The following is a 24942-nucleotide window of genomic DNA, read 5'->3' as shown; positions in this document are numbered from 1 at the left end:
TGTATATGTCTGATTTGACTACAATCGCACGCCCCTATGCTAAAGCAGCGTTTGACTTTGCGGTAGATAAAGGTGAGCTAGACCAATGGGGTCAAATGCTTACTTTTGCTGCCGAAGTGGCACAAAATGATGATGTTCACAATTTATTAAGCGGTTCTATGACTGCTGAAAAATTAGCTGAAGTATTCATTGTAATTTGTGGCGAACAATTTGATGAATTCGGTCAGAACTTAATTAAAGTGATGGCAGAGAATGGCCGCTTAATGGCTTTTCCTGATGTTTGTAAAGAGTTCTTTATACTCAAAAAAGAGTATGAGAAAGAGATCGACGTTGAAGTAACTTCAGCGGTAGAACTTTCTGAAGAACAACGTGCAGAGATCAGCAGCAAATTGGAACAGCGCTTAGCGCGCAAAGTTCAGCTGAATTGCAGTATAGATGAGACTCTACTTAGTGGAGTTATTATTCGAGCCGGAGACCTAGTCATCGATAACTCAGCGCGCAGTCGTTTAGACCGCCTGAGCGATGCATTGCAGTCTTAATGGGGATTGGAGCATGCAACTTAATTCCACTGAAATTAGCGATCTAATTAAACAACGTATTGAATCTTTCGACGTTGTTAGTGAAGCTCGCAATGAAGGTACTATCGTTTCTGTAAGCGATGGCATCCTTAGCATCCACGGCCTAGCGGACGTGATGCAAGGTGAAATGATCGAACTACCGGGTGGCCGTTACGCTCTAGCACTAAACTTGAACCGTGATTCGGTTGGTGCTGTTGTAATGGGCCCGTATGCTGACCTACAGGAAGGCATGAAAGTTACAGGTACTGGTCGTATTCTAGAAGTACCAGTAGGTCCTGAAATGCTTGGTCGTGTTGTAAACACGCTAGGTGAGCCAATTGATGGTAAAGGTCCAATCGAAGCTAAATTGACTTCGCCTGTAGAAATTATCGCACCAGGTGTAATCGACCGTAAATCGGTAGATCAACCTGTTCAAACTGGTTACAAGTCTGTTGACTCAATGATCCCTATCGGTCGTGGTCAACGTGAGCTAGTAATCGGTGACCGTCAGACTGGTAAAACAGCAATGGCGATCGATGCGATTATTAACCAAAAAGATTCTGGTATTTTCTCTATCTACGTAGCTATCGGCCAAAAAGCGTCGACTATTGCTAACGTAGTTCGCAAACTAGAAGAGCACGGCGCACTAGCAAACACTGTTGTTGTTGTTGCATCTGCCTCTGAATCTGCAGCGCTGCAATACCTTGCACCGTATGCTGGTTGTGCGATGGGCGAATACTTCCGTGATCGCGGTGAAGATGCACTGATTGTTTATGATGATCTATCTAAGCAAGCTGTCGCTTACCGTCAAATCTCGCTACTACTTAAGCGTCCACCAGGTCGTGAAGCGTTCCCAGGTGATGTTTTCTACCTTCACTCTCGTCTACTAGAGCGTGCAGCTCGTGTAAGCGAAGCATACGTAGAAAAATTCACTAACGGTGAAGTGACAGGCAAGACTGGTTCTTTAACAGCTCTTCCTATCATCGAAACGCAAGCTGGTGACGTATCTGCATTCGTACCAACGAACGTAATCTCGATTACTGATGGTCAGATCTTCCTACAAACTGAGCTGTTCAACGCGGGCGTACGTCCAGCTGTTGACCCTGGTATCTCAGTTTCTCGTGTAGGTGGTTCGGCGCAGACTAAAATCATCAAGAAGCTATCTGGCGGTATCCGTACTGCTCTAGCTCAATACCGTGAACTTGCAGCATTTGCTCAGTTCTCTTCGGATCTTGATGAAGCGACTAAGAAGCAGCTAGACCACGGTCAAAAAGTTACAGAACTGATGAAGCAGAAGCAATACGCTCCTATGTCTGTATTTGACCAAGCTCTAGTAATCTTCGCTGCAGAGCGTGGATACCTTCAAGACGTTGAACTTTCTAAAGTTCTAGACTTTGAAGCTGCTTTACTGTCGTTTGCTCGTGGTCAATACGCTGATCTAGTAACACAGATCGACGCAACGGGTGCTTTCAACAAAGAAATCGAAGCTGAGCTGAAGAAGCTTGTTGACGATTTCAAGGCAACCCAGACCTGGTAATTGGTAGGTGGTCTTAGGGCCACCTCATACCATTAACGGAGAGTAACGATGGCCGGCGCAAAAGAGATACGTAATAAAATCGGTAGTGTTAAAAGCACACAGAAGATTACGAAAGCAATGGAAATGGTAGCAGCTTCAAAAATGCGTCGTTCTCAAGACGCAATGGAAGCTACTCGTCCATATGCAGAAACAATGCGTAAAGTGATCGGTCATTTGGCTAATGGTAGCCTCGAGTATAAGCATCCTTATCTTGAGGAACGTGAAGCCAAACGTGTTGGTTACATCATCGTTTCTACAGACCGTGGTCTTTGTGGTGGTTTGAACATTAACTTGTTCAAGAAAGCCATGAACGACATGAAAGATTGGTCTGAGAAAGGTGCTGATGTTGAGCTTGCAATTGTAGGCTCTAAAGCAACAGCATTTTTCAACAACAGCGGCGCGAAAGTAGCAGCTCAAGTTTCTGGTCTGGGCGATCGTCCAAGCCTTGAAGACTTGATTGGCTCTGTGAGCGTTATGCTGAAGAAATATGATGAAGGCGAACTAGATCGCCTGTTCGTAGTGTTCAACAAGTTTGAAAACACTATGGTTCAAGAACCAACGATCGATCAATTACTTCCTTTGCCTAAATCAGACAGCGAAGAAATGAAACGCAGTCATTCTTGGGACTACATTTATGAGCCCGAGCCAAAGCCACTACTAGATGCACTATTGGTTCGCTATGTCGAATCTCAAGTGTACCAAGGTGTGGTCGAGAACCTTGCTTGTGAGCAAGCGGCTCGAATGATTGCAATGAAATCAGCAACAGATAATGCTGGTGACATTATTGATGACTTAGAACTTGTGTATAACAAAGCCCGTCAATCGGCGATTACACAAGAACTTTCTGAGATCGTTTCAGGCGCAGCTGCGGTTTAAGCTTAGGTAAAACTAAATAGTTAGAGGATTAACGATGGCTACAGGTAAGATCGTACAGATCATCGGTGCGGTAGTCGACGTAGAGTTCCCACAGGGCGAAGTACCTCGTGTATACGATGCTCTGAATGTTAATGAAGTGAAAGAGCGTCTAGTTCTTGAAGTTCAGCAACAACTTGGCGGTGGCGTAGTTCGCGCAATCGTAATGGGTAGCTCTGATGGTTTACGTCGTGGTTTGACAGTTGAAAATACTGGCGCTCCAATCTCAGTACCAGTAGGTACTAAGACATTGGGTCGTATCATGAATGTCCTAGGTGACGCGATTGATGAGTGTGGCGAGATTGGTGCTGAAGAGCATTACGCCATTCACCGTGAAGCTCCAAGCTACGAAGAGCAGTCTAACGAGACAGCTCTTCTAGAAACTGGTGTTAAAGTAATCGACTTGATTTGTCCATTCGCTAAGGGTGGTAAAATCGGTCTATTCGGTGGTGCTGGTGTAGGTAAGACCGTTAACATGATGGAACTTATCAACAACATCGCACTTCAACACTCAGGCCTATCTGTATTTGCAGGTGTAGGTGAGCGTACTCGTGAAGGTAACGATTTCTACTTTGAGATGCAGGAAGCAGGTGTTGTAAACATCGAAAAACCTGAAGAATCAAAAGTAGCGATGGTTTACGGCCAGATGAACGAGCCACCAGGTAACCGTCTACGTGTTGCACTGACTGGTCTAACAATGGCAGAGCGCTTCCGTGACGAAGGTCGTGACGTTCTACTGTTCGTTGATAACATCTACCGTTACACACTAGCAGGTACTGAAGTATCAGCACTTCTAGGTCGTATGCCTTCTGCGGTAGGTTACCAACCTACACTAGCTGAAGAAATGGGTGTTCTACAAGAGCGTATCACGTCAACTAAAGCTGGTTCTATCACGTCTGTACAGGCGGTATACGTACCTGCGGATGACTTGACTGACCCGTCTCCAGCAACAACGTTCGCTCACTTGGATGCAACGGTTGTACTTAACCGTAACATCGCATCTATGGGTCTATACCCAGCGATCGACCCGCTAGATTCTACTTCACGTCAACTGGATCCATTGGTAGTTGGACAAGAACACTACGACATCGCTCGTGGCGTTCAGTCTACTCTTCAGCGCTATAAAGAGCTGAAAGATATCATTGCTATCCTAGGTATGGACGAGCTATCTGAAGAAGATAAGCAAGTTGTATCTCGTGCTCGTAAGATTGAGAAGTTCCTAACTCAGCCTTACCACGTAGCGGAAGTATTTACAGGTGACCCAGGCGTTTACGTACCTCTTAAAGAGACTCTACGTGGCTTCCAAGGTCTTCTATCTGGTGAATACGATGACATTCCAGAGCAAGCGTTCATGTACTGTGGTGCAATTGACGAAGCTATCGAGAATGCTAAGAAGCTATAAGGCTAACTAGGAGGCGATATGGCAGCAATAACCTTTCACCTAGACGTTGTAAGTGCCGAGAAACAAATTTTCTCTGGTCTTGTTGAGACGTTTCAGGTGACCGGTAGTGAGGGTGAGCTTGGTATTTTCCATGGTCACACTCCACTGCTGACCGCTATCAAGCCTGGTATGGTGCGTATTGTTAAGCAGCACGGCCACGAAGAAATTATTTATGTTTCTGGTGGTATGGTAGAAGTTCAGCCTGGTACAGCGACTGTACTGGCTGATACAGCTATCCGTGGTGAAGAGCTAGACGCAGCAAAGGCGGAAGAAGCTAAACGCAAGGCTGTGGAGAATATCCAAAATCAGCATGGCGATATAGACTTCGCACAAGCGGCCGGTGAACTGGCTAAAGCCATTGCTCAGTTACGAGTTATCGAACTGACAAAGCAGCGTCGTTAATCTTTTTAAGATTATAGACTCTGAGATAAAGGCGACCTAAGGGTCGCCTTTTTGCATTTTTAGGTTCTGAAAAATGCACCTTTTAAGCACCACTACTGGTTAAATGGTTATTGTGATTTAATTTTTTTGCCAAAAACGGTTACAATATCGGCTTAATAAAAATACTGTTGGATAGGTTTACAATGAAGTTTAGCGCAGTGATTCTCGCGGCGGGCAAAGGCACTCGCATGTATTCAAACACACCAAAGGTTCTGCACACGCTAGCGGGTAAGCCAATGGTGAAGCATGTTATCGATACATGTAATGGTTTAGGCGCTCAAAATATCAACCTGGTTTACGGCCACGGTGGTGATCAGATGAAGGCTACTCTAGCTGAAGAGTCTGTAAATTGGGCACTGCAAGCTGAGCAGCTAGGTACTGGTCACGCTGTAGATCAAGCATCTGCACATTTCGCTGATGATGAAAAAGTATTGGTGCTATACGGTGATGTTCCACTAATCTCTCCTGAAACCATTGAAAACCTATTAGACGCTCAACCAAACGGTGGTATCGCACTACTAACGGTCGTGTTAGACAACCCGATGGGCTACGGTCGTATCATTCGTCGCAATGGCCCGGTTGTCGCTATCGTTGAGCAAAAAGATGCAACCGATGAGCAGAAGCTTATCAAAGAGATTAATACTGGCGTTATGGTTGCTACTGGTGGCGATCTGAAACGTTGGTTGTCTGGCTTAAGCAACGATAACGCACAAGGTGAATACTACCTGACTGACGTTATTGCAGCGGCTCACGATGAAGGGCGTGCGGTTGAGGCTGTACATCCAGTAAGCCCAATTGAAGTTGAAGGCGTGAACGACCGCTCTCAACTGGCTCGTCTAGAGCGCGCTTACCAAGCTGAACAAGCAGACAAGTTATTAAAGCAAGGCGTAATGTTACGTGACCCAAGCCGCTTTGACCTACGTGGTGAGCTTCAATGTGGTATGGATGTTGAGATTGATACCAACGTAATCATTGAAGGCAGCGTAAGCATTGGTGATAACGTGGTTATCGGCACTGGTTGTGTACTTAAAGACTGTGAGATTGATGACAACACTATCGTTCGCCCATACAGCGTAATCGAAGGTGCGACAATTGGTGAAGACTGTACGGTTGGTCCTTTCACTCGCTTACGTCCAGGAGCTGACATGCGTAACAATTCGCATGTAGGTAACTTTGTTGAAGTGAAGAACACTCGTCTTGGTGAGGGTTCTAAAGCGAATCACCTTACTTACCTAGGTGATGCTGAGATCGGTCAACGTGTAAATGTGGGTGCGGGTGCTATCACTTGTAACTACGATGGCGCGAACAAGTTTAAGACCATCATTGGCGATGACGTATTTGTTGGCTCAGACAGCCAATTGATCGCACCTGTTACTATTGGCAACGGCGCAACTGTCGGTGCGGGCTCAACGGTGACTCGTGATGTTGCTGAGAACGAGCTTGTTATTAGTCGTGCGAAAGAACGTAAAATTGCCAACTGGCAGCGTCCGACTAAGAAAAAGTAGCCTCAACTATAAAGCAGATGACAGCGATAGAGCTAATAGCACTGCTATTGGTTTTTCTTAGATATCTAGATATAAAAAAAGAGCGACTAATATCGCTCTTTTTTGTTTTCTTTAACCGAGAAACTAGTCTTGTTTCTCGTCAGCGACCACTCGAGAGTTGTCTGGTGTCGCGAAGTGTTCAGAAAGTTCTTTGTTCGAAACAATATAGCCAATCCACAATGCACCCAAACAAATCACAACCGCGATACCCGTTGCGCTTAGTGCTTGGCTAGCCATTGCCGCGACCAATGCACTTGATAGGCCACTGATACTGATTTGCAGGCTGTTTTGTAGGCCAGCAGCTGTTGCTGGGCTTTGCTTAGCACTTGATAGAGCACGGTTAACTACTATTGGGTAAAGTGCACCGTTTGCTACTGCAATCAAACAGAAAGGCGCAAGCAGAGGCCAGATTGACGTCAGTTCCCACTGTGATGCAATGAAGATAAGCATCGCTGCAACGCTGAACAAACCGATAAGATTTCTTAGTACAACGCCATCACCATATTTCTTCACCGCTTGCTTACCGAAATAACCACCCGCCATGAACGCGATTGTCTGTGGGATAAAGCTCAAGCCGATGTCTTTTGCTTCATAACCTAGCTGAGCCATTATCTCTGGCATACCTGTTAGGTAAGCGAAGAACGCTGCAGATGCCGAAGCAAACATTAAAACATTACCCATGTAAGGCTTTGATTTTATCAACATCTTGATGTCTGTCTTAATCGATGTCTGCTTTACTTCAGGCGCTTCTTTTGGTTGAGCCATTGTTGTTGCAATTAGTAGTGCGCCCATCAAAGTCAATGTAATGAAGATACTGTGCCAGCCAAAGCTGTTTGCTAGCAACACACCCAGTTGAGGTGCTAGTGCTGGAGATAGCGCTACTAGAGGCATGATAGTAGCAAAAATTTGCTGGCTACTGCTTTGCGAGTAACGCTTGATAACCATTGCTTGCCAGATTACCGCAGGCGCACACACACCGATCGCTTGAATGAAGCGTAGTGTTAGTAGGTGCCATACCTCGGTGCTGAATGCCAAGCCGAATGACGCTGCCGTAAAGATAACAAGACCAACCGCTAGTGTGTTGCGATGACCATACTTGTCACTCGCCAGACCCCAAAGAAGCTGACCCATTGCCATACCGCCAAGGAATACAGTTAGAGACAGAGCAATCTGCTCTGGACCGGTTGCGAAATCAACTTCCATTGCCTTAAATGCAGGAAGGTACATATCGGTCGCAATAAAGCCAAGCATTGAAAGTACTGCAAGGTAGACCAATTGAAATTTAGAAATATTCATAAGATGCCATTAAGCTAAAGGTAGTGATGTTTTTATCATCAAAAAAATTGTTTGATATACAGAAGTGAAGGCCCCTGTTTATTTGTGCTGACATTCTATTTTTCAGACCTGATAAAATAAAACGCTAAAATATGTGGTTATCAATCAAAAAATTTGAAGGCTTATGTTCTCTAAATCTTCTTTAGAAATGCTCGATACTGTTGCTCGCTTAGGCAGTTTTACTGCGGCGGCAGAACAATTGCACAAAGTGCCCTCAGCGATCAGCTATGGGGTTAGGCAGGTAGAGCAAGAGCTTGATGTTCTACTTTTCAGACGGTTACCAAGAAAAGTAGAGCTGACACCTGCAGGTGAGTTGTTTATTGAAGAGGCTCGTCAACTGCTGAGACAGATGGAAGAACTCAGTGCCCAGACTCGCCGAGCTGCGCGTGGTTGGAAGAAAACCTTGCGCTTAACGCTTGATAACGTGGTTAAGCTCGACAAGATGAAGCCTATGATTGAAGAGTTTTATCAAACCTTTGAGTTCGCTGAGCTGCAGATTAACATGGAAGTGTTTAACGGCTCTTGGGAAGCCATTGCACAGGGCAGGGCGGATGTCGTGATTGGTGCAACCTCGGCGATTCCGGTTGGTGGTGACTTTGAAGTTAAGGATATGGGGCGGTTAGATTGGGCATTTGTGATGTCACCCAGTCACCCGTGTGTGCGAGAGCAAAACCTTAATGAAGCCTTTGTCAGTCAATACCCAGCAATATGTTTGGATGATACCTCTAGTGTACTGCCTAAGCGACACACAGGGCACTTTTCGAATCAAAGACGTCTATTGTTACCTAACTGGTACAGTGCGATAGAGTGTCTTAAAAATGGTGTTGGGGTGGGTTACATGCCAAGGCATATCGCCGCACCTATTATTGAGCAAGGTTTGCTGGTAGAAAAAATATTGCCCGAGCCAAGCCCGCAGAGTCATTGTTGTTTGGTGTGGCGAAAAGACGATAACCATAAATTGATCGAATGGATGGTCAAATATCTAGGATCAAGTGAGCAACTTCACCAAGATTGGTTGGATCATCGTAAAGCGATCTAATGATGTGATCCGTTGAAGATCATTCGGGTTAGGTTTGAATCAGCCCAATAAAAAGAGCGAGTTATCATAACTCGCTCTTTTTCATGTTTAGGCCGAACTCTTAAGACAAGAAGAACTTGTAGGAAGGGTTATCGGTTTCATCTTTGCATTGGTAGCCGAGTTCTTCTAAATGCGTAGAGAACTGAGCCAAATCGTCATCACCAAGCTCAAAACCACACAGCACACGACCGTAATCAGCACCATGGTTACGATAGTTGAACAAGCTGATATTCCAGTGAGTCCCTAAGGTATCAAGGAATTTAATCAATGCTCCTGGGTATTCAGGGAACTCAAAGCTGTACAGACGCTCTTTCAATGGTTTCGATGGTTTGCCGCCAATCATGTAACGAATATGAAGTTTTGCCATCTCGTCATCAGACAAGTCGACAACCGCGTAGTCACCCTCACGTAAGTCATTGATGATGTGTTCGAGTTCTTCTTGTCCACCTTGTAGACGTACACCAACGAAGATATTCGCCAGGCTTTCGTCGTTGTGGCGGTAGTTAAACTCAGTCACCGCTCGACCACCAATAATGTTACAGAACTCTAGGAACGCACCTTGTCGTTCTGGGATAGTCACCGCAAGTAGACCTTCTCGCTTCTCACCCAATTCACAACGCTCAGAGACATAACGCAGACCGTGGAAGTTGGTGTTCGCACCAGACAATACCGTTGCTAGTTGCTTATTTTGCAGTTGGTTTTGTTCTGCAAACTTCTTAAGGCCTGCCAGAGCAAGCGCTCCTGAAGGCTCAGCAATTGCACGGGTGTCTTCAAAGATGTCCTTTACCGCAGAGCAGATTTCATCGCTAGAGACTGTAATATGACCATCAATGTACTGTTGGCAAAGACGGAAGGTTTCTTCACCAATGCGTTTAACCGCAACACCATCAGCAAACATGCTGACCTGATCCAGTACCACTGGTTCACCCGCATCCAGTGCTGCTTTCAAGCAAGCTGAGTCTTCAGGCTCTACCGCAATCACTTTAATCTCTGGCATCAGTTGTTTGATAAGCACTGCAACACCAGCGGCTAAGCCACCACCACCAACCGGCACAAAGATATAATCCATGTGACCGTTTTGCTGCAGCATCTCCATGCCCATAGTACCTTGCCCTGCAATCACCAGTGGGTGATCGAAAGGAGGTACAAAGGTGAAGCCATGTTCAGCCGATAGGCGTTCCGCTTCCGCTTTTGCTTCATCGAAATTACTGCCGTGCAGAACCACATTACCACCAAATCCGCGTACCGCATCAACCTTGATATCCGGCGTCGTTTTTGGCATCACAATCGTGGTCTGAATACCAAGCTTAGAACCGGACAGCGCCATACCTTGAGCATGGTTACCTGCCGATGCAGCAATCACACCTGCGGCTTTCTGTTGTTCAGAAAGGCTTGATACCATGTTGTAGGCACCACGTAGCTTGAACGAGTGCACCGGCTGACGGTCTTCTCGTTTAAGCTGAACCTGATTACCAATGCGCGCGCTTAAACGTGGCATATCCTGCAGAGGTGTCACGATTGCCGCTTCGTAAACCGGCGCTCTCAGGATCTGACGCAGATAATCTGCGCCAGTTTGTTTTTGGGGGCTGGAGGTGTCATCACTCATAGTTAGCCCTCAAGTTTAGACTTATCACGTACAGCGCCTTTGTCGGCACTGGTCGCCATGCTTGCATAAGCTTTCAGTGCGAAAGACACTTCACGCTGACGGTTTTCTGGTTTCCAGCCTAGAGCATCCTGTTTAACTCGACGTGCTTCAAGCTCTGCTTCTGGCACATCAAGTGTGATTGAGCGGCTAGGGATGTCGATAGTGATAATATCGCCAGTGTTCACTAGACCAATCACACCGCCACTTGCTGCTTCTGGAGAAGCGTGACCGATAGATAGACCTGATGTACCACCAGAGAAACGTCCGTCAGTTAGAAGCGCACACGACTTTCCTAGCCCCATCGATTTTAGGTAAGTCGTTGGGTAAAGCATCTCTTGCATGCCCGGACCACCTTTAGGACCTTCGTAACGAATAACAACCACTTCGCCGGCTTTTACTTTACCCGCTAAGATGCCGTCTACTGCCGTATCTTGGCTTTCGAATACGATTGCAGGGCCTTGGAATTTAAGGTTTTCTTCATCAACACCCGCGGTCTTAACGATACAACCATCAACCGCGATGTTACCTGAAAGTACCGCTAGACCACCTTCTTGGCTGAATGCGTTTTCTTTAGTACGAATACAACCTTCTTTACGGTCGTCATCAAGACGATCCCAACGGCAATCTTGTGAGAATGCTTTGGTTGTTCGGATGCCCGCAGGGCCAGCACGGAAGAACTTAAGCACCGCTTCGTCTTCTGTCTGCATGATGTCGTACTGAGCAAGTTGCTCTTGCATGCTTAGACCAAGCACGGTGCGAGTTTGGTTATTGAGTAGACCTGCACGATCAAGCTCACCTAAGATAGCCATTACGCCACCAGCACGGTGAACGTCTTCCATGTGGTATTTAGGCGTCGAAGGAGCAACTTTACATAGGTGTGGAACGCGGCGAGACATCTCGTCGATATCACCCATATCAAAGTCAATGTCGCCTTCTTGAGCGGCTGCTAAAAGGTGAAGAACGGTGTTACTTGAACCACCCATCGCGATATCTAACGCCATTGCATTATCAAAGGCTGCGCGATTTGCGATGCTGCGTGGCAGTGCTGATTCGTCGTCTTGCTCGTAGTAACGCTTAGTTAGGTCAACGATACGTTTACCGGCATTGATGAATAGCTCTTCACGGTCTGCGTGGGTTGCTAGCATAGAACCGTTACCAGGCTGAGATAGGCCAAGTGCTTCTGTTAGACAGTTCATTGAGTTCGCTGTGAACATACCTGAACATGAACCACATGTCGGACATGCAGAACGCTCTACTTGCTCACTTTGCTCATCAGAAATGGTTGGATCGGCACCCTGAATCATCGCGTCAACAAGATCTAGCTTGATGATTTGATCTGAAAGCTTGGTTTTACCTGCTTCCATTGGGCCGCCAGATACAAAGATCACTGGGATGTTTAGGCGCATAGCTGCCATCATCATTCCCGGAGTGATTTTGTCACAGTTAGAGATACACACCATCGCATCTGCACAGTGTGCATTGACCATGTACTCTACCGAGTCTGCGATAAGCTCACGTGATGGCAGTGAGTACAGCATACCGCCGTGGCCCATTGCGATACCATCATCGACTGCGATGGTGTTGAATTCTTTAGCGATACCGCCGGCTTTCTCGATTTCACCCGCAACCAGTTGACCCATGTCTTTAAGGTGAACGTGGCCTGGTACAAATTGAGTGAACGAGTTTACAACCGCGATGATCGGCTTACCGAAGTCATCATCTTTAACGCCAGTTGCACGCCATAAAGCGCGCGCACCAGCCATGTTGCGTCCGTGGGTAGTCGTTGCTGAACGATAGATTGGCATTGCTTAAATCCTTATAAAATATTTGGCTGTTGCTTACTTAGTTGTTTGCGTTTGGTTTGCTGAAGTTTGGTCTGCTGGGTAAACATAATCTAACCAGCCCCACTTATCTTCAGTCGTGCCATTGAATAAACCAAAGTAAGCCGCTTGAACTTTTTCAGTGATAGGACCGCGTTTGCCTTCACCTACTGTAATTTTGTCTACGCTGCGAACCGGAACGATTTCGGCAGCTGTGCCTGTCATGAATACTTCATCGGCAAGGTATAGTGCTTCACGAGCAATGTTCTCCTCACGGATCTCATAACCCATGTCTTTTGCTAGTGTCATGATCGAATCACGAGTGATACCCGGCAGAATTGCGCTGGTCGCTGGTGGCGTTGATAGTACGCCATTACGAATCACAAAGATGTTCTCACCTGCACCCTCTGAAAGGTAACCATCAACACTCAGTGCGATGCCTTCATCGTAACCATGACGGCGAGCTTCACCACCAACCAGTAGTGAAGATAGGTAGTTACCACCGGCTTTTGCTGCGGTTGGGATAGTGTTTGGAGCGGCACGGTTCCAGCTAGAAATCATCGCATCAACGCCGTTTTCTAGCGCTTCTTCGCCTAGGTAAGAACCCCAAGGGAAAGCAGCGATGATCAGATCCATCTCTGTGTTTTCAGGCGGGCAAACACCTAAGCCAACGTTACCGACAAAGCCGAGAGGGCGGATGTACGCTGACTCTAGCTTATTTTGGCGTAGCGTTTCGCGAGTCGCTTCCATAATTTCTTCCTCAGTGTAAGGAATAGGGAAGCGGTAGATTTTTGCTGAGTCTTTTAGGCGCTTAGCATGCTCTGGGTGACGGAAGATAACCGGACCCTTTGGTGTGTTGTAGCAACGAACACCTTCAAACACAGAAGTACCGTAGTGCATTGCGTGAGTCAGGACGTGAACGTTCGCCTCTGCCCAAGGAACCATCTCACCATTAAACCAAATATAGTCTGCTGTTTTAGCTGTCATGTTAGCGGTTCCTTATGCGTTTATCTTTTGTTGTAAGTTGTTGTTTGGCAATTCATTACGGCTGATCGAGATAACGTCAACGGTACGCACGTCCCACAGTTTTTCGATTTGGTTTACCAAGAAAGAGATCGGACGCTCACTGTCGACAATGATCTCAACACTCGCCACTTTGCTTTCGTGGTTTTGAGTGCCAGCTACTTGCTTAACAATAAAGCCACGGTGGCGGATAACACGAAGAACACGCTCTAGTAGTACAGGCTTATCATCGGCTTTGATGTCTAATAGGTATCTTTTCATGTTATGTGTTCTCCAACATCTCACTGTTTGAAGCACCTGGCGGTACTAGTGGCCATACGTTCTCTTCTTCATCGATAAGAACATGAAGTAGGTAAGCGGTTTTGCTCTCTAGCATCTCTTTCAGTGCTGGTTCTACTTCTTCTTTACGCGTGATGGTTTTGCCCGGGATATCAAATGCTTTCGCTAGCATGACGAAATCCGGGTTGTCATCCAAGATGGTTTCACTGTGTCGGCCATCAAAGAACAGCGATTGCCATTGGCGAACCATGCCTAAGCGCGAGTTGTTAAGCAGCACCATTTTTACTGGGATTTGGCGACGCTTCAGCGTACCAAGCTCTTGAATGTTCATCATGAACGAGCCGTCACCTGAGATAAGTATAGATTGGTCATTAGGACGACCAACCGATGCACCCATGGCTGCAGGTAGGCCAAAGCCCATAGTGCCTAAGCCCGCTGAAGTGATGAAGTTTTGTGGATCGCGTGGCTGAATGTGTTGAGCTGCCCACATCTGATGTTGGCCAACATCGGTCGAAACCATAGAACTCGCAGGCATCATGTCTGACAGTTGTTTCAACAACAGAGGTGCGAAGATAAGGTCGCCAGGGTGGTCGTAACGCCATTTGAATGAGCTACGAAGGCCTTCGGAGTGATGAACCCAAGAAGAGATGTCTTGGCTTAGCTCCAGTTGAGGCATGATCTTGTTGATGTCACCACGAATTGGTGCATCGGCAAGACGTAGTTTGCTGAACTCAGCCGCATCGATATCAATATGGATAACTTTAGCGTGCGGTGCAAAGGTGTCGAGCTTACCAGTAACTCGGTCATCAAAACGAGCGCCCACAACAATCAACAGGTCACTTTCTTGAACCACTAGGTTAGCGGCTTTAGTGCCGTGCATACCAAGCATGCCAAGATAGTGTGGGTCGTCACGCTCGATAGTGCCTAAGCCTTTCAGTGTGCTTACGGCCGGCATTGGGTTAAGGCGTAAAAACTCACGAACTGCATCGGTTGCTTTCGCCAGTTGAACGCCACCACCTACGTATAAAACAGGACGAGTCGCTTGAGATAAGAAGTACTGAGCTTGCTCAATAGCATCCGTTGTCACAACAGGAATTGCTGGTGGTGTAAATTCAGGAAGAATTTTTACAGGGGATTCGGCTAGTTGAACATCTTTAGCGATATCGACAATAACCGGACCGGGACGCCCTGCTTTTGCAACGATAAATGCTTCAGCCAATGTTGGCGCAAGATCTTCAATATCGGTAACAAGGTAGCTGTGTTTAGTACATGACAGAGACATACCAATCACATCCATTTCTTGGAATGCATCGGTACCAATGTGGGAACTAGCAACTTGACCAGTGATAGCTACGAGTGGGATGGAATCCATAAAAGCATCAGCAAGACCTGTGACTAGGTTAGTTGCCCCCGGGCCTGAGGTTGCCATACAAACAGCGACGTCTTGCGTTGCTCGAGCCATACCGATAGCGGCCATTGCAGCGCCTTGCTCATGGCGACATAGGATATGTTCAACCCCGCCGTCATAGAGTGCATCGTAGATTGGCATGATGGCACCGCCAGGGTAACCAAATACGGTCTCAATGCCTTGTTGCTTGAGTGCGGATACGACCAGTTCTGCGCCTTTCATCGTAATTCCTCCGTATTACCTTTGTTTTGGTAATTGTTTCCATTGTCTCTGCACATCTTGTGCTCCCATTCTTCCTGTAAATCGGCAAAGCCGAAAATGTTTCAAAATATAAAATCGAATGTCTAAATTAGAAAAAACCCCCGGACTTTTCAGTGCGGGGGGTTTTTCTAATTCGTGGTTACTTTTTTCCCACTCGCCCCCGCGCAGTCTTAATAATGACTACGATAATCAGGTTAATCAGTGCGTAAATGCGAGCGTTAAAAATCATAATATTCGAGTTTTCTCGTTTATTGTCTTCAGTAAAAGTTTACATCTCTAGTGTTATCACACAAATCTGCAGTATGACAAGGAAAATGTCATTCTTTTTTCACATTAAAACACCATTCCACCAAGCTATATAACAACCTTATCGCTTTGGTGAGCAACGAATACCCAGAGCGAATACTTTTAAATCAAAGACAAAGGAAAGTTATGGGACTCGCGATAATTCACAGCCGGGCTAGTGTGGGAGTAGAGGCACCAGAAGTGACCGTTGAAGTGCATATAAGCAACGGTATGCCTGGGTTTACATTGGTGGGGCTACCTGAAACGACGGTCAAAGAATCTAAAGATCGAGTCAGGAGTGCCATCATCAATTCTCGCTTTGAATTTCCTTCGAAAAGGATCACGGTCAACCTCGCGCCTGCTGATTTACCCAAAGAGGGAGGGCGTTTCGATCTGCCAATCGCGCTTGGGATTTTGGTGGCGTCAGATCAGCTTCCGACATCAAAAATAGCTCAACATGAATTTATCGGTGAGTTGGCATTGTCAGGAGAGTTGCGCTCGGTAAAGGGCGTTCTGCCTGCGACGTTAGCCGCCGATAGTGTCGAGCGATGCTTAGTAGTTCCACATCACAATGGTGATCAGGCGGCCTTAGTCGGCAAGGGGGCCCATAAATCAGCGCAAACCTTGCTAGAGGTTTGTGCGGATATGTGTGGTCAGGCTCAGCTTGGTTTATATCGAACCGAGCATCATCATGTCGATGTGTCTGATAATCGTGACTTACAAGATATTATTGGCCAGCAGCAAGGTAAGCGAGCACTGGAGATCGCCGCAGCGGGCAACCATAACCTGCTTTTTCTCGGCCCGCCCGGAACTGGAAAAACCATGTTGGCTTCTCGATTGCGCGATTTGTTACCTGAGATGAGTGATGACGAGGCGATGGAAACTGCTTCGGTGGCTTCTTTAACGCAACAAGAGATCAATCAATACAACTGGAAACAACGACCTTTCCGTTCTCCACACCATTCGAGTTCGATGGCAGCATTGGTCGGTGGTGGCTCGATACCTCGCCCCGGTGAGATATCTTTGGCGCATAATGGCTTATTGTTTCTTGATGAGATGCCAGAGTTTGAGCGTAAGGTGCTTGATTCACTGCGAGAGCCGCTAGAGTCGGGTGAGATCATTATTTCACGCGTGGCAGGCAAGCTCGAGCGAACCCGCAAATTATCCTGCGTTACCTCAATCGACTATCAGGGCCGTTATTGGATCGATTTGATATGTCGTTAGAGATCCCTCTATTGCCCAAAGGGATGTTAGCCGAAGGAGGTGACCGTGGTGAAACCACTCAAGTCGTGAAGCAACGAGTTAAACAAGCGCGTCAGTTGATGTTATCTCGAAACCATAAGTCGAACGCACTGTTAGGTAGCCGAGAAATTGAAAAGTATTGCCCATTGCGACGCGAGGATGCGGAGTTTTTAGAAACGGCACTGCATCGACTGGGCTTATCGATTCGTGCTTATCATCGAATCATCAAGGTAGCGCGAACTATTGCGGACCTAGAGGGTAATGCGCAGATTGAAAAGAAGCATTTATCAGAGGCACTTGGTTATCGAGCAATGGATCGATTGTTGAAGCAACTTACGGCTCAAGCGGTGTAGTCATACCAATCGTAGTAAACAACGGGTCATTTATTTACTGTGATTGGTATAGAAACAAGAAAGCCTGCTTTTTACGTAGGCTTTCGTTGTTATGAACCAATTGTTATGAACTAATGGTTATTAGCGAGTAGTGATGCCTAACTAGAACTTGTAGTTCAGGCCAACTGAGACGATGTATTGTGATTCATCGTAGAAGGTAATGTTTGAGTCGCTGGTGCCATAGCCCGCAAGCGAAACAAACGACCAGTTTTCCCAGTCCATGAATTGATCATATTCATACGCGGCAAACAGGTTGATGTTGTCGTCGCTGCGCTTCTTGTCGTAGATAGGGTTGCTTGCATCGTAAGAGCGTTGGTTATAGCCCGCTGTTAGTGCGTATTGGTGACGACCCATACCGCCGAATAAGCTGACTTCACCACCGAACTGCTCATAAGAAGCAGCTTTGCCATCGGCAGAACTTGATTGGTAAATCAATGATGGCACTAACATCATGGTACGATTGATTGGCTGACGGTACTGACCTTTCAGGTAGAAAGTATTGGCATCACGCTGTAGTTCTTCTCTAACTCGATCATCTTCTACATCTTTGGTGGCGTAGGCCATGTCTAACGAGAAAGCTGAGCCCGCAATGCTACTTAGTTTCAAACGAAAGGCATTGCCTGTTTCATCCGTTTTGGTGCGACCTGAAGTGGTGTTGTACGGATCGGCCCAAGTCTCACCAGACATGATAGTCGGCAGAAGTGAAGCGTCGATGGTCATGCCTGACTCTAGTTGGTATTTATAGCCAACCTCCAGTACAACAGTACCTGTTGCTACGTCATCACGAGCGGTACCTGTGTACACCTGGTGATTTAGCTTCTCACCAAAGGTGTAAGCGACACTGCCTAAAGGTGCGACAAGAAATGAGCTCTCAGATGAGGCTTTCTGTGTATTTGACGAAATGGTGCTATCAGCATCGGTATTAAAGTTTGAGGTGGAAGAGGTAACCCCTGTATTAATAGAGATTTCACCACTGAAACCTTGTTCGTCTGCAAGCTTGGCAAAAGCAGGAGAGGCTGCAATGCTCAGTGCCAAAAGCGTTATTTTTATTTTCATTCAAAGGCTCCTTGCCTACCAGTTCTTAGGACTGGATATTGATATCAGTAAAGCACAACGTTTTCAGGATGATTGTTTATTGATGAATCTTTTTGAACTAGTGCAAAAAAGGAAGCCGAAGCTTCCTTTAATCAATACGTTACTTCTTAAGTAGAAAGTTAACGAGCTCGAAGTACTCATCGAGAGAGCTAATACCTTGAGCGTCTACTAGGTAGCGGTTGTTAACTACGACCGCAGGAACACCAGAAAGACCGCTGTCTTTGAATGCTTTGTCGAAGCGGCGAACCATAGAGTCGACTGCAAAGCCGTTGTATGCCGCATCGAATTTCTTAGCATCAACGCCTTCGTCTAGGAAGATTTGACGCAATTCTGCTTCATCGCGTGGTGGCTTGTTCATGGTGTGGATGCGGTTAAACATCACTGGTACCATTTTATCTTCAACTTTCAGGGCAATCATGGTCGCGTAAGCTTTGCTCATTGGCAGGCCCATGTTACCACCCATGAATGAAACATGGTTCTTCTGTAGCTTAGCGTCTTTTGGTAGCTGTTGTTTTAGCTGTTGGATGATTGGTTCAAAGCTATTACAGTGTGGGCAGTAGAAAGAGAAGAACTCTGTCACCATTGGTTTTTTTGATGCTTCTAGATCGAGAACTTTGTAGTGTTCACCTTCGTTAAATTTCGCAGCGTGAGCTGAAAGGCTCAACATGATCAATGAGAAAAATGCGAATAGCTTTTTCATTTATCCAATCTCCATTATGTTTGAATTTTTATCTAGTTGTGTTGCGATTGCTGTTACCACTGAGGCATTAACGAAAGTGGTGGCTCTTGCAGGGTAGCAATTTGCTCTTTACAAGCAAGTACTTGTTGCTCCCAATATTTTGGATCATTAAACCATGGGAAGGCTAGAGGAAATGCAGGATCGTTCCATCGTTTCGCCAACCATGCCATGTAATGCACCATACGTAGACCGCGTAGTGGCTCGATTAGTTTCAGTTGCGCGGTATTAAAATCGCAAAATTCTTGATAGCTCTCTAGCAGAATATCCAGTTGCATTAGCTTATCTTGACGCTCGCCGTTAAGCAGCATCCACAAATCTTGTATCGCTGGGCCGTTACGTGCGTCATCAAGGTCGACGAACATTGGCCCGTCACGCCATAAGATATTGCCAGGGTGGCAGTCACCATGCAGGCGGATGTTGTCAATGTTGCTCGGCCACTGACTCTCTAGCTCTTTTATCAGAAGGTCTACGTCATTGAAGAACGCTTTTTCTAGGTGTGTCGGGATAAACTGAGAGTTCTCTAGAATCTTACGTGGCTGATAAAGGTATTCATCTAAGCTGATGGTCGGGCGATGTTGGAATGTTCTTCCCGCGCTGGCTTTATGAATACGACCCAGAAAACGTCCAACGCCTTCCAGTTGATCTAGATTGTCGACTTCATACTGTCTGCCGCCAACGCTTTCGAACAATGCAAATAGGTAGCCTTGATATTCATGTAAGGTTGCGCCATTGATTCGCATTGGAGGTGCAACTGGCATCTCTTGTTCGATAAGCTCGAGTGCGAAGTCATGCTCTTCTTGGATCTGTGCTTTGTTCCAGCGCTGCGGACGATAAAATTTAACGACGTAGCGTTTACGGTCTTCATCGGTGACTTGATACACTCGATTTTCGTAACTGTTGAGAGCGAGAAGCCCGGATTCAGCACGGACTCCAATACTCTCCAGTGCGTACCACATGAAGTCAGGAGTCAGGTTATCAAAGTTAAAGGCTTGCATCGTCATAGAATAAAAAAGGCTCATTACTGAGCCTTTTTCCATTTATTGGGTTGTTATACCTAGCACTAAGGTGACTGGTATCAGAGCTTTTTGATAAAGCGGCTTTCGACTTTCATCGTAAACTCTTCATTATCCGAGAGTATAAACTGAATTGTCGAAACTGGTGAGCTCAGTTTTTCTGGATCGACGCCTAAACTGATAGGAAGGTTTAAAACCTCACCTGGGTCTACGGTAATCGTTTGTTTGCCGTACCAGATAGAATCCGGCAGCCCGCTGACATCAAGTTTGTACTCTTGCTCTTGCTGAGTCTTGTTGATGACTTTCAAGTTGTAAGTATTTTCGACAAGCCCTTGGCTATTGATTCTAAATAGTTGGTTTCTATCGCGCAGAACGCTTAAGCCTGCAGGATCAACACTCGCGATTTGTGCGAAAAACAGTCCCAACATAACGATTAGTATTACGCCATAGCCCAAGAGCTTAGGACGCATCACCTTGGTTGAGTGCCCCTCAAGCCTATGTTCGGTGGTGTAGTTGATCAGACCTTTCTCATAACCCATACGTTCCATGGTGTTGTCACAAGCATCAATACACGCGCCACAGTTAATACACTCGTATTGCAGACCGTCACGAATATCGATACCCGTTGGGCACACTTGAACGCATAAATTACAGTCAATACAGTCGCCTAGACCAAGTTCTTTTGGATCGGCTTTACGAGAGCGAGGGCCGCGGCTTTCACCTCGTTCAGTGTCGTAACCCACGATGAAGGTATCTTTATCGAACATTGCCGATTGGAAACGCGCATACGGACACATGTGCAGACAAACAATAGAACGCATCCATCCCGCATTCGCATAAGTACACCCAGCAAAGAACAATACCCAAAACACTGGCCAGAAAGTCGAGTTAAAGGTAAAGAAGCCAACCACCAGCTCTTTGATTGGGATGAAGTAACCGACAAAGGTTAAGCCCGTCGCAATCGCAATAGCCCACCACGCGATGTGCTTGATAGTTTTTCTGAGAATTAAATTGCTCGTCAGTTTGCCCGAGTCTTGTTTTCTTCGCTTATTGGCAGCACCTTCCAGTTTCTCTTCGAACCAGATGTACATGAAGGTCCAGACGGTTTGTGGACACAGGTAGCCACACCAGACTCGCCCTAAGAAGGTGGTTATGAAGAACAAGCCAAACGCCGCAATCATGAAGAGGATAGCGAGTAGCGTTAGATCTTGTGGGTATAGGGTTGTACCAAAGAAGTTGAACTGTTGGCTGCCGATATCGAGCAAGATCGCTTGTCGCTCACCAAATGGGATCCATGGGATAAGCGCAAAAAGTAAAAGTAAGAACCAACCGCCATAACGGCGCAGTTGTTGGAATTTACCTTTGCTTTCTCGAACATAGATTCGGTTACTTGGGTTAAATCGATCTCCATTACCTTTATGTGTTTTTGGGTTAAAGGTTTTAGGAGTCACATCTTTGATATCGATTTTATCCTGACTCATGGACTATCCTTTTTGTGGCTTGTTTGCCCGGTTAACTCGAGCATGACGACATTACTTGAAAGTATGGTTTAGAGAACCTGTAGAAATTGAGCTTGGTGCATTTATTGGTATCGCACTCACTCTTATTATTTTAGAAGATTCTTATGGATGGCGATTATAGCGACAATCTTGTTCTCATTTCTTTAACGCTATCAACCTTTAACAACAAAAGTCATAACAGTTGTGACGAAAAAATAGCGAACAGAAACAAAAAAGCGACCGAGTGGTCGCTTTTAAACATTGAGTGTTTTATCTATACGGCAATTGAGCCCTAAATAAATAGGCGACTAAAGAAGGCCACGCGCTTTTAGAATTGCGGTTTTGAAATCATCTTCTTGGTCTTTTTTAAGACCTGGGATCATTTCATCTTTTTCGCTATTACGCATTTTTAGATGGTAGATAAGAACATCGTCAGTTAGCTCTTCAAGCTTACCTTGGTAGCCCGCTTCTTTTGATAGCTTAATGATGAACTCTAATAGGTTAAGCTCTTGATCTTTCTGCCACTCAGGCTCCATCAGTTCAAGCAGTTCTTCAATGCGGTGACACTTCATACTTTATTTCTCCACAAATTTTATAATGATTTGTGGCTAAGGTATCAAATCGGGTAGGGAATACCAATGTGTAAACACATTTCAAGATGGGAGCGGGCAAGAAAAAAGCGCAGTAAAAACTGCGCTTTTTGTTAAGCGGCTTTAATTACTTTTGTTGCAGTCGGTGCTAATAAAGCAGCCTTCTCAACGAGAGTCATTGTAGGAGCCAATTTCTTAGCCGTTGGAGCAGCAACAAAGCCACTACGACGACGCATCGCACTACGGTTGGTGTGCGAGAACCTGACAGCTGTTGGGCGCATTAATTTACCTAACGGTCAGGCATATCCATTGCCAATCTAATGGCCTGATTTATCATGAGCTCCGCCTCAATTACTTGAAGAGTCACTCGTCTGGCTTTCGCCAATCCGAAAAATAAATCAGGATAATGATATGCATGCATATCAAGGGTTAGATTATCACTATCTAAGTTATCGATCGACGCCTGAGTGATAATTAAACGATATTAGAGCTAAAATAGTGTGAGCAGTATATTTGAGTTTGAACCTCTTTCAGGCTTAAGATGATGTTTTAAAGGAGGTGCATATGTCGTTCTTAAAGAAAACGTTAGCAAGTTTTGGAATTGGATCTGCCAAGGTGGATTCTGTATTGCAACAGGAAGTGCTTTATCCAGGTAAGAAGGCGAGCATTATTGTACATGTCTACGGAGGCGCTCAGCCGCAGGAGATCGATAACATTGATCTCAACTTATGCTGTCGCTACGTCAAAGAAGTTACCGCGAACTCGCAAGGACAAGAGGGCGGTCATAAACGCCGAATGCACCAGACGTACTCGCTGGCAAAATGGAGCTTGCCGTATGCCTTTGTGATTCAGCCGGGTGAAACCCGTGACTTTGAATGTGAGTTTGATGTGCCACTGAACACACCGGTTACGATTGGTGATTCAAAGGTATGGCTGGAAACCGGGTTGGATATTGCGATGGCGATTGACCCATCGGATAAAGACACCTTAACGGTTCGTCCCGACCCACTGCTCGATGGTATTTTTAACGAGCTTGAAGCTCAAGGCCTGCGCATTCGTCAAGTGGAATGTGAAGCGGTTAAAGGCTTTGAACTGCCGTTTGTACAAGAGTTTGAGTTTGTGCCGACGACGGGTCCTTATCATGGCCGTTGGCGTGAATTGGAAGTGGTGGCTCATCGTGATGAAACAGAGCTGAAGTTGTGGTTCGAGATTGATAGAAATCGCGATGGTGCAAAAGGCATGTTAGCGAGCTTGCTAGGCGTTGGTAAGCTACAGCGTCAATTGAGTGTGCCACTGGATACCTCACCACAAGATGCTGGCAAGATGGTACTTGAATATCTAGATAACGCCTCTTAGTTCCTATAACCCTTTATTTAACTCTTTGGTTATTTAGCTTTGGATCTTTTAGCTTCATTACATATTTCAGGCGTCATTAATGTCATAAAAGGTGTCATAAAAATTTAAGCTTACACGTGTAAGCTTAATGTGCAATACTGGGTCAATCGAACATTTACTCTAGTAGGATATTCATGTCTGCATCATCAGCCAGCGAATACAGTGACATCGAAGAACGCGCTAATGCAATAACCCATGGCTTGGGCGTTGTGCTCGGCGTGGTTGGTCTGATCTTGCTGCTTATTCGTGCGTTTGATTACCAAGCCGACATGCTAACTGTTGCTAGTATGGCGGTGTATGGCAGCAGTATTATTCTGCTCTTTCTCGCCTCCACGTTGTACCACTCGATCACCACTGAGAAAACCAAGCGCTTACTCAAAACCCTTGACCACTGTGCGATTTATTTGTTGATTGCAGGCAGTTACACGCCGTTTCTCTTAGTGGGCTTAAGAACCCCATTGGCTATGGGTTTGATGGCGGTGATCTGGGGGATTGCGCTGGTGGGCATCATCATGAAGATAGCCTTCGTTTATCGATTCAAGCGTTTATCGCTGTTCATTTACCTAGCGATGGGTTGGCTATCTTTGATAGTTGTTTATCAATTAGCGATGAATATCGATATAGGTGGTTTGGTGTTACTGGCAGTTGGCGGAGTGATTTACTCGCTGGGTGTGATTTTCTATGTGGCAAAACGCATCCCTTATAACCATGCCATCTGGCACTTGTTTGTATTGGCGGGCTGCGCTTGCCATTTCTTCGCTATCTATCTGTTTGTGACACCAGTTTAGTTTTGATTGAACCGGTATGCCCCTAACGGGTAGAAACGTCAGTGATCTCCACGTCGATTTTATATTCAGGATACTTATAAACATCGATCGCTAAGTATTTACCTTCTGCCGAAGTTTGTGGTCGAAGGTAGGTATCAGCAAGGCGCTTAATGGATTGCCAAGTGTTGATACTGCCTTGATGCAGCAGCTCACCCGTTGGTGAGTAGACTGTGATATTTAGCGTAACTAGCACAACGGCTTCTGTGCTTTGGTTAGTGACTGAAATAGGTAAGATTAGCTGTTCATTCTCGTAGAGTCCTGCCCCAATCAAAACGTCCACACCTGATTTGGAAAGCTGCAAGCTTGGCTTGGTGTCTCCAATCTTGATTGTGGTACCGCGTGTGTTTTTGGCTACAGGAATACTCGTCAATGCTGACTCTGCATTCGATGATGCGTTACTCACATACTGCCAAGTAAAATCGTCTTTTAGTAACACTTGCTTGCCATCAGACAATGTGACCATTTGATCAGCAAAGGCAGAACTTACGAATACTGAGTTTGCGAGCAATGCGCTAGCGAGAAGTACGTATGATTTCATCTGTGTT

General features: G+C 45.9%; 23 protein-coding genes and 1 pseudogene. 11 read left to right on the top strand and 13 right to left on the bottom strand.

Annotated elements, in window-relative coordinates:
* Positions 1-5 precede the first annotated feature (5 nt).
* The 6 genes from atpH (at position 6) to glmU (ending at position 6432) form a co-directional block, all read left to right on the top strand.
* A complete protein-coding gene (gene atpH / locus ACED59_RS15295) occupies positions 6-539 on the top strand; it encodes a F0F1 ATP synthase subunit delta (protein WP_009848122.1) in 534 nt (177 codons plus the stop codon).
* Positions 540-552: 13 nt separating this feature from the next.
* Positions 553-2094 carry a F0F1 ATP synthase subunit alpha gene (gene atpA, locus ACED59_RS15290; RefSeq protein ID WP_009848121.1) on the top strand — a complete coding sequence of 514 codons (1542 nt, stop codon included), beginning with the start codon at positions 553-555 and terminating at the stop codon, positions 2092-2094.
* A 48-nt stretch (positions 2095-2142) separates the two neighbouring features.
* A complete protein-coding gene (gene atpG, locus ACED59_RS15285; protein ID WP_009848120.1) occupies positions 2143-3009 on the top strand; it encodes a F0F1 ATP synthase subunit gamma in 867 nt (288 codons plus the stop codon).
* Positions 3010-3043: 34 nt separating this feature from the next.
* Positions 3044-4447 carry a F0F1 ATP synthase subunit beta gene (gene atpD, locus ACED59_RS15280; RefSeq protein WP_009848119.1) on the top strand — a complete coding sequence of 468 codons (1404 nt, stop codon included), beginning with the start codon at positions 3044-3046 and terminating at the stop codon, positions 4445-4447.
* An 18-nt stretch (positions 4448-4465) separates the two neighbouring features.
* A complete protein-coding gene (locus ACED59_RS15275; RefSeq protein WP_004735742.1) occupies positions 4466-4888 on the top strand; it encodes a F0F1 ATP synthase subunit epsilon in 423 nt (140 codons plus the stop codon).
* A gap of 182 nt (positions 4889-5070) precedes the next feature.
* Positions 5071-6432 carry a bifunctional UDP-N-acetylglucosamine diphosphorylase/glucosamine-1-phosphate N-acetyltransferase GlmU gene (glmU, locus tag ACED59_RS15270; RefSeq protein ID WP_029223764.1) on the top strand — a complete coding sequence of 454 codons (1362 nt, stop codon included), beginning with the start codon at positions 5071-5073 and terminating at the stop codon, positions 6430-6432.
* A 123-nt stretch (positions 6433-6555) separates the two neighbouring features.
* Here the strand turns inward: glmU and punC are convergent, their stop codons facing one another.
* On the bottom strand, positions 6556-7767 hold the full coding sequence (gene punC, locus ACED59_RS15265) for a purine nucleoside transporter PunC (RefSeq protein ID WP_017096606.1): 1212 nt from the start codon (positions 7765-7767) through the stop codon (positions 6556-6558).
* 163 nt (positions 7768-7930) lie between these two features.
* Between punC and punR the strand changes: the two genes are divergently transcribed.
* A complete protein-coding gene (gene punR / locus ACED59_RS15260; protein ID WP_009848116.1) occupies positions 7931-8845 on the top strand; it encodes a DNA-binding transcriptional activator PunR in 915 nt (304 codons plus the stop codon).
* A gap of 100 nt (positions 8846-8945) precedes the next feature.
* Here punR and ilvA read toward each other — a convergent pair whose 3' ends face one another.
* Genes ilvA through ilvG form a run of 5 tightly spaced genes read right to left on the bottom strand, consistent with a single transcriptional unit; the run spans position 8946 to position 15281 of the window.
* The gene (gene ilvA, locus ACED59_RS15255; protein WP_009848115.1) at positions 8946-10490 is read right to left on the bottom strand and encodes a threonine ammonia-lyase, biosynthetic; all 1545 of its coding nucleotides are present in this window, start codon (positions 10488-10490) and stop codon (positions 8946-8948) included.
* 2 nt (positions 10491-10492) lie between these two features.
* Positions 10493-12334 (bottom strand): dihydroxy-acid dehydratase, encoded by a 1842-nt coding sequence (gene ilvD / locus ACED59_RS15250; protein WP_371705041.1) that lies wholly within the window; start codon positions 12332-12334, stop codon positions 10493-10495.
* A gap of 33 nt (positions 12335-12367) precedes the next feature.
* Positions 12368-13336, bottom strand: a complete 969-nt coding sequence (locus ACED59_RS15245; protein ID WP_017096607.1) for a branched-chain amino acid transaminase — start codon at positions 13334-13336, stop codon at positions 12368-12370.
* Positions 13337-13348: 12 nt separating this feature from the next.
* Entirely contained in the window at positions 13349-13633 is a 285-nt protein-coding gene (gene ilvM / locus ACED59_RS15240) for an acetolactate synthase 2 small subunit (RefSeq protein WP_009848112.1), read from the bottom strand.
* A gap of 1 nt (position 13634) precedes the next feature.
* A complete protein-coding gene (gene ilvG, locus ACED59_RS15235; protein ID WP_017096608.1) occupies positions 13635-15281 on the bottom strand; it encodes an acetolactate synthase 2 catalytic subunit in 1647 nt (548 codons plus the stop codon).
* Positions 15282-15752: 471 nt separating this feature from the next.
* Here ilvG and ACED59_RS15230 point away from each other — a divergent pair.
* Together ACED59_RS15230 and ACED59_RS15225 are read left to right on the top strand one after the other, a co-directional pair.
* Positions 15753-16786 (top strand): annotated as a pseudogene (locus ACED59_RS15230) (YifB family Mg chelatase-like AAA ATPase); the annotation flags it as partial.
* A gap of 33 nt (positions 16787-16819) precedes the next feature.
* Positions 16820-17200 carry an ATP-binding protein gene (locus ACED59_RS15225; RefSeq protein ID WP_371705044.1) on the top strand — a complete coding sequence of 127 codons (381 nt, stop codon included), beginning with the start codon at positions 16820-16822 and terminating at the stop codon, positions 17198-17200.
* Between the two features lie 141 nt (positions 17201-17341).
* Here ACED59_RS15225 and ACED59_RS15220 read toward each other — a convergent pair whose 3' ends face one another.
* The 6 genes from ACED59_RS15220 to ACED59_RS15195 all read right to left on the bottom strand — a co-directional run bounded on the left by ACED59_RS15220 (position 17342) and on the right by ACED59_RS15195 (position 22456).
* Positions 17342-18295, bottom strand: coding sequence for a DUF2860 domain-containing protein (locus ACED59_RS15220; protein WP_017098107.1), 954 nt, complete (start codon positions 18293-18295; stop codon positions 17342-17344).
* Positions 18296-18434: 139 nt separating this feature from the next.
* Entirely contained in the window at positions 18435-19034 is a 600-nt protein-coding gene (locus ACED59_RS15215; RefSeq protein ID WP_012605095.1) for a thiol:disulfide interchange protein DsbA/DsbL, read from the bottom strand.
* A 53-nt stretch (positions 19035-19087) separates the two neighbouring features.
* Positions 19088-20074, bottom strand: coding sequence for a serine/threonine protein kinase (locus ACED59_RS15210; RefSeq protein ID WP_371705043.1), 987 nt, complete (start codon positions 20072-20074; stop codon positions 19088-19090).
* Positions 20075-20148: 74 nt separating this feature from the next.
* Complete coding sequence (ccoG, locus tag ACED59_RS15205) at positions 20149-21567, bottom strand: cytochrome c oxidase accessory protein CcoG (RefSeq protein WP_017098109.1); 1419 nt, start codon at positions 21565-21567, stop codon at positions 20149-20151.
* 326 nt (positions 21568-21893) lie between these two features.
* A complete protein-coding gene (locus ACED59_RS15200) occupies positions 21894-22157 on the bottom strand; it encodes a YihD family protein (RefSeq protein WP_009848104.1) in 264 nt (87 codons plus the stop codon).
* Positions 22158-22288: 131 nt separating this feature from the next.
* Positions 22289-22456: a hypothetical protein gene (locus tag ACED59_RS15195; RefSeq protein ID WP_009848103.1), complete on the bottom strand. Its 168-nt coding sequence runs from the start codon at positions 22454-22456 to the stop codon at positions 22289-22291.
* Positions 22457-22739: 283 nt separating this feature from the next.
* Between ACED59_RS15195 and ACED59_RS15190 the strand changes: the two genes are divergently transcribed.
* Entirely contained in the window at positions 22740-23531 is a 792-nt protein-coding gene (locus ACED59_RS15190) for a sporulation protein (protein ID WP_009848102.1), read from the top strand.
* 173 nt (positions 23532-23704) lie between these two features.
* Positions 23705-24358 carry a hemolysin III family protein gene (locus ACED59_RS15185; protein ID WP_004735763.1) on the top strand — a complete coding sequence of 218 codons (654 nt, stop codon included), beginning with the start codon at positions 23705-23707 and terminating at the stop codon, positions 24356-24358.
* Between the two features lie 22 nt (positions 24359-24380).
* Here the strand turns inward: ACED59_RS15185 and ACED59_RS15180 are convergent, their stop codons facing one another.
* Complete coding sequence (locus ACED59_RS15180; RefSeq protein ID WP_017098112.1) at positions 24381-24935, bottom strand: DUF3157 family protein; 555 nt, start codon at positions 24933-24935, stop codon at positions 24381-24383.
* Positions 24936-24942 lie beyond the last annotated feature (7 nt).

This window comes from Vibrio sp. FF266 (genome assembly GCF_041439695.1).
In the GTDB taxonomy this organism is placed as follows: Bacteria; Pseudomonadota; Gammaproteobacteria; order Enterobacterales; family Vibrionaceae; genus Vibrio; species Vibrio tasmaniensis_A.
This window is presented reverse-complemented; position numbering and strand designations above follow the sequence as displayed.

Coding starts and splice junctions, on each gene's coding strand:
- ilvG (WP_017096608.1), bottom strand. CDS start 15,281: ATGAAAGGCGCAGAACTGGTCGTATCCGCACTCAAGCAACAAGGCATT.
- ACED59_RS15200 (WP_009848104.1), bottom strand. CDS start 22,157: ATGAAGTGTCACCGCATTGAAGAACTGCTTGAACTGATGGAGCCTGAG.
- ACED59_RS15275 (WP_004735742.1), top strand. CDS start 4,466: ATGGCAGCAATAACCTTTCACCTAGACGTTGTAAGTGCCGAGAAACAA.
- ilvA (WP_009848115.1), bottom strand. CDS start 10,490: ATGAGTGATGACACCTCCAGCCCCCAAAAACAAACTGGCGCAGATTAT.
- ACED59_RS15210 (WP_371705043.1), bottom strand. CDS start 20,074: ATGACGATGCAAGCCTTTAACTTTGATAACCTGACTCCTGACTTCATG.
- ilvM (WP_009848112.1), bottom strand. CDS start 13,633: ATGAAAAGATACCTATTAGACATCAAAGCCGATGATAAGCCTGTACTA.
- ACED59_RS15190 (WP_009848102.1), top strand. CDS start 22,740: ATGTCGTTCTTAAAGAAAACGTTAGCAAGTTTTGGAATTGGATCTGCC.
- atpD (WP_009848119.1), top strand. CDS start 3,044: ATGGCTACAGGTAAGATCGTACAGATCATCGGTGCGGTAGTCGACGTA.
- atpG (WP_009848120.1), top strand. CDS start 2,143: ATGGCCGGCGCAAAAGAGATACGTAATAAAATCGGTAGTGTTAAAAGC.
- atpA (WP_009848121.1), top strand. CDS start 553: ATGCAACTTAATTCCACTGAAATTAGCGATCTAATTAAACAACGTATT.
- atpH (WP_009848122.1), top strand. CDS start 6: ATGTCTGATTTGACTACAATCGCACGCCCCTATGCTAAAGCAGCGTTT.
- punR (WP_009848116.1), top strand. CDS start 7,931: ATGTTCTCTAAATCTTCTTTAGAAATGCTCGATACTGTTGCTCGCTTA.
- ccoG (WP_017098109.1), bottom strand. CDS start 21,567: ATGAGTCAGGATAAAATCGATATCAAAGATGTGACTCCTAAAACCTTT.
- punC (WP_017096606.1), bottom strand. CDS start 7,767: ATGAATATTTCTAAATTTCAATTGGTCTACCTTGCAGTACTTTCAATG.
- ACED59_RS15225 (WP_371705044.1), top strand. CDS start 16,820: ATGTCGTTAGAGATCCCTCTATTGCCCAAAGGGATGTTAGCCGAAGGA.
- ACED59_RS15220 (WP_017098107.1), bottom strand. CDS start 18,295: ATGAAAATAAAAATAACGCTTTTGGCACTGAGCATTGCAGCCTCTCCT.
- ACED59_RS15195 (WP_009848103.1), bottom strand. CDS start 22,456: ATGCGCCCAACAGCTGTCAGGTTCTCGCACACCAACCGTAGTGCGATG.
- glmU (WP_029223764.1), top strand. CDS start 5,071: ATGAAGTTTAGCGCAGTGATTCTCGCGGCGGGCAAAGGCACTCGCATG.
- ACED59_RS15185 (WP_004735763.1), top strand. CDS start 23,705: ATGTCTGCATCATCAGCCAGCGAATACAGTGACATCGAAGAACGCGCT.
- ACED59_RS15180 (WP_017098112.1), bottom strand. CDS start 24,935: ATGAAATCATACGTACTTCTCGCTAGCGCATTGCTCGCAAACTCAGTA.
- ACED59_RS15215 (WP_012605095.1), bottom strand. CDS start 19,034: ATGAAAAAGCTATTCGCATTTTTCTCATTGATCATGTTGAGCCTTTCA.
- ACED59_RS15245 (WP_017096607.1), bottom strand. CDS start 13,336: ATGACAGCTAAAACAGCAGACTATATTTGGTTTAATGGTGAGATGGTT.
- ilvD (WP_371705041.1), bottom strand. CDS start 12,334: ATGCCAATCTATCGTTCAGCAACGACTACCCACGGACGCAACATGGCT.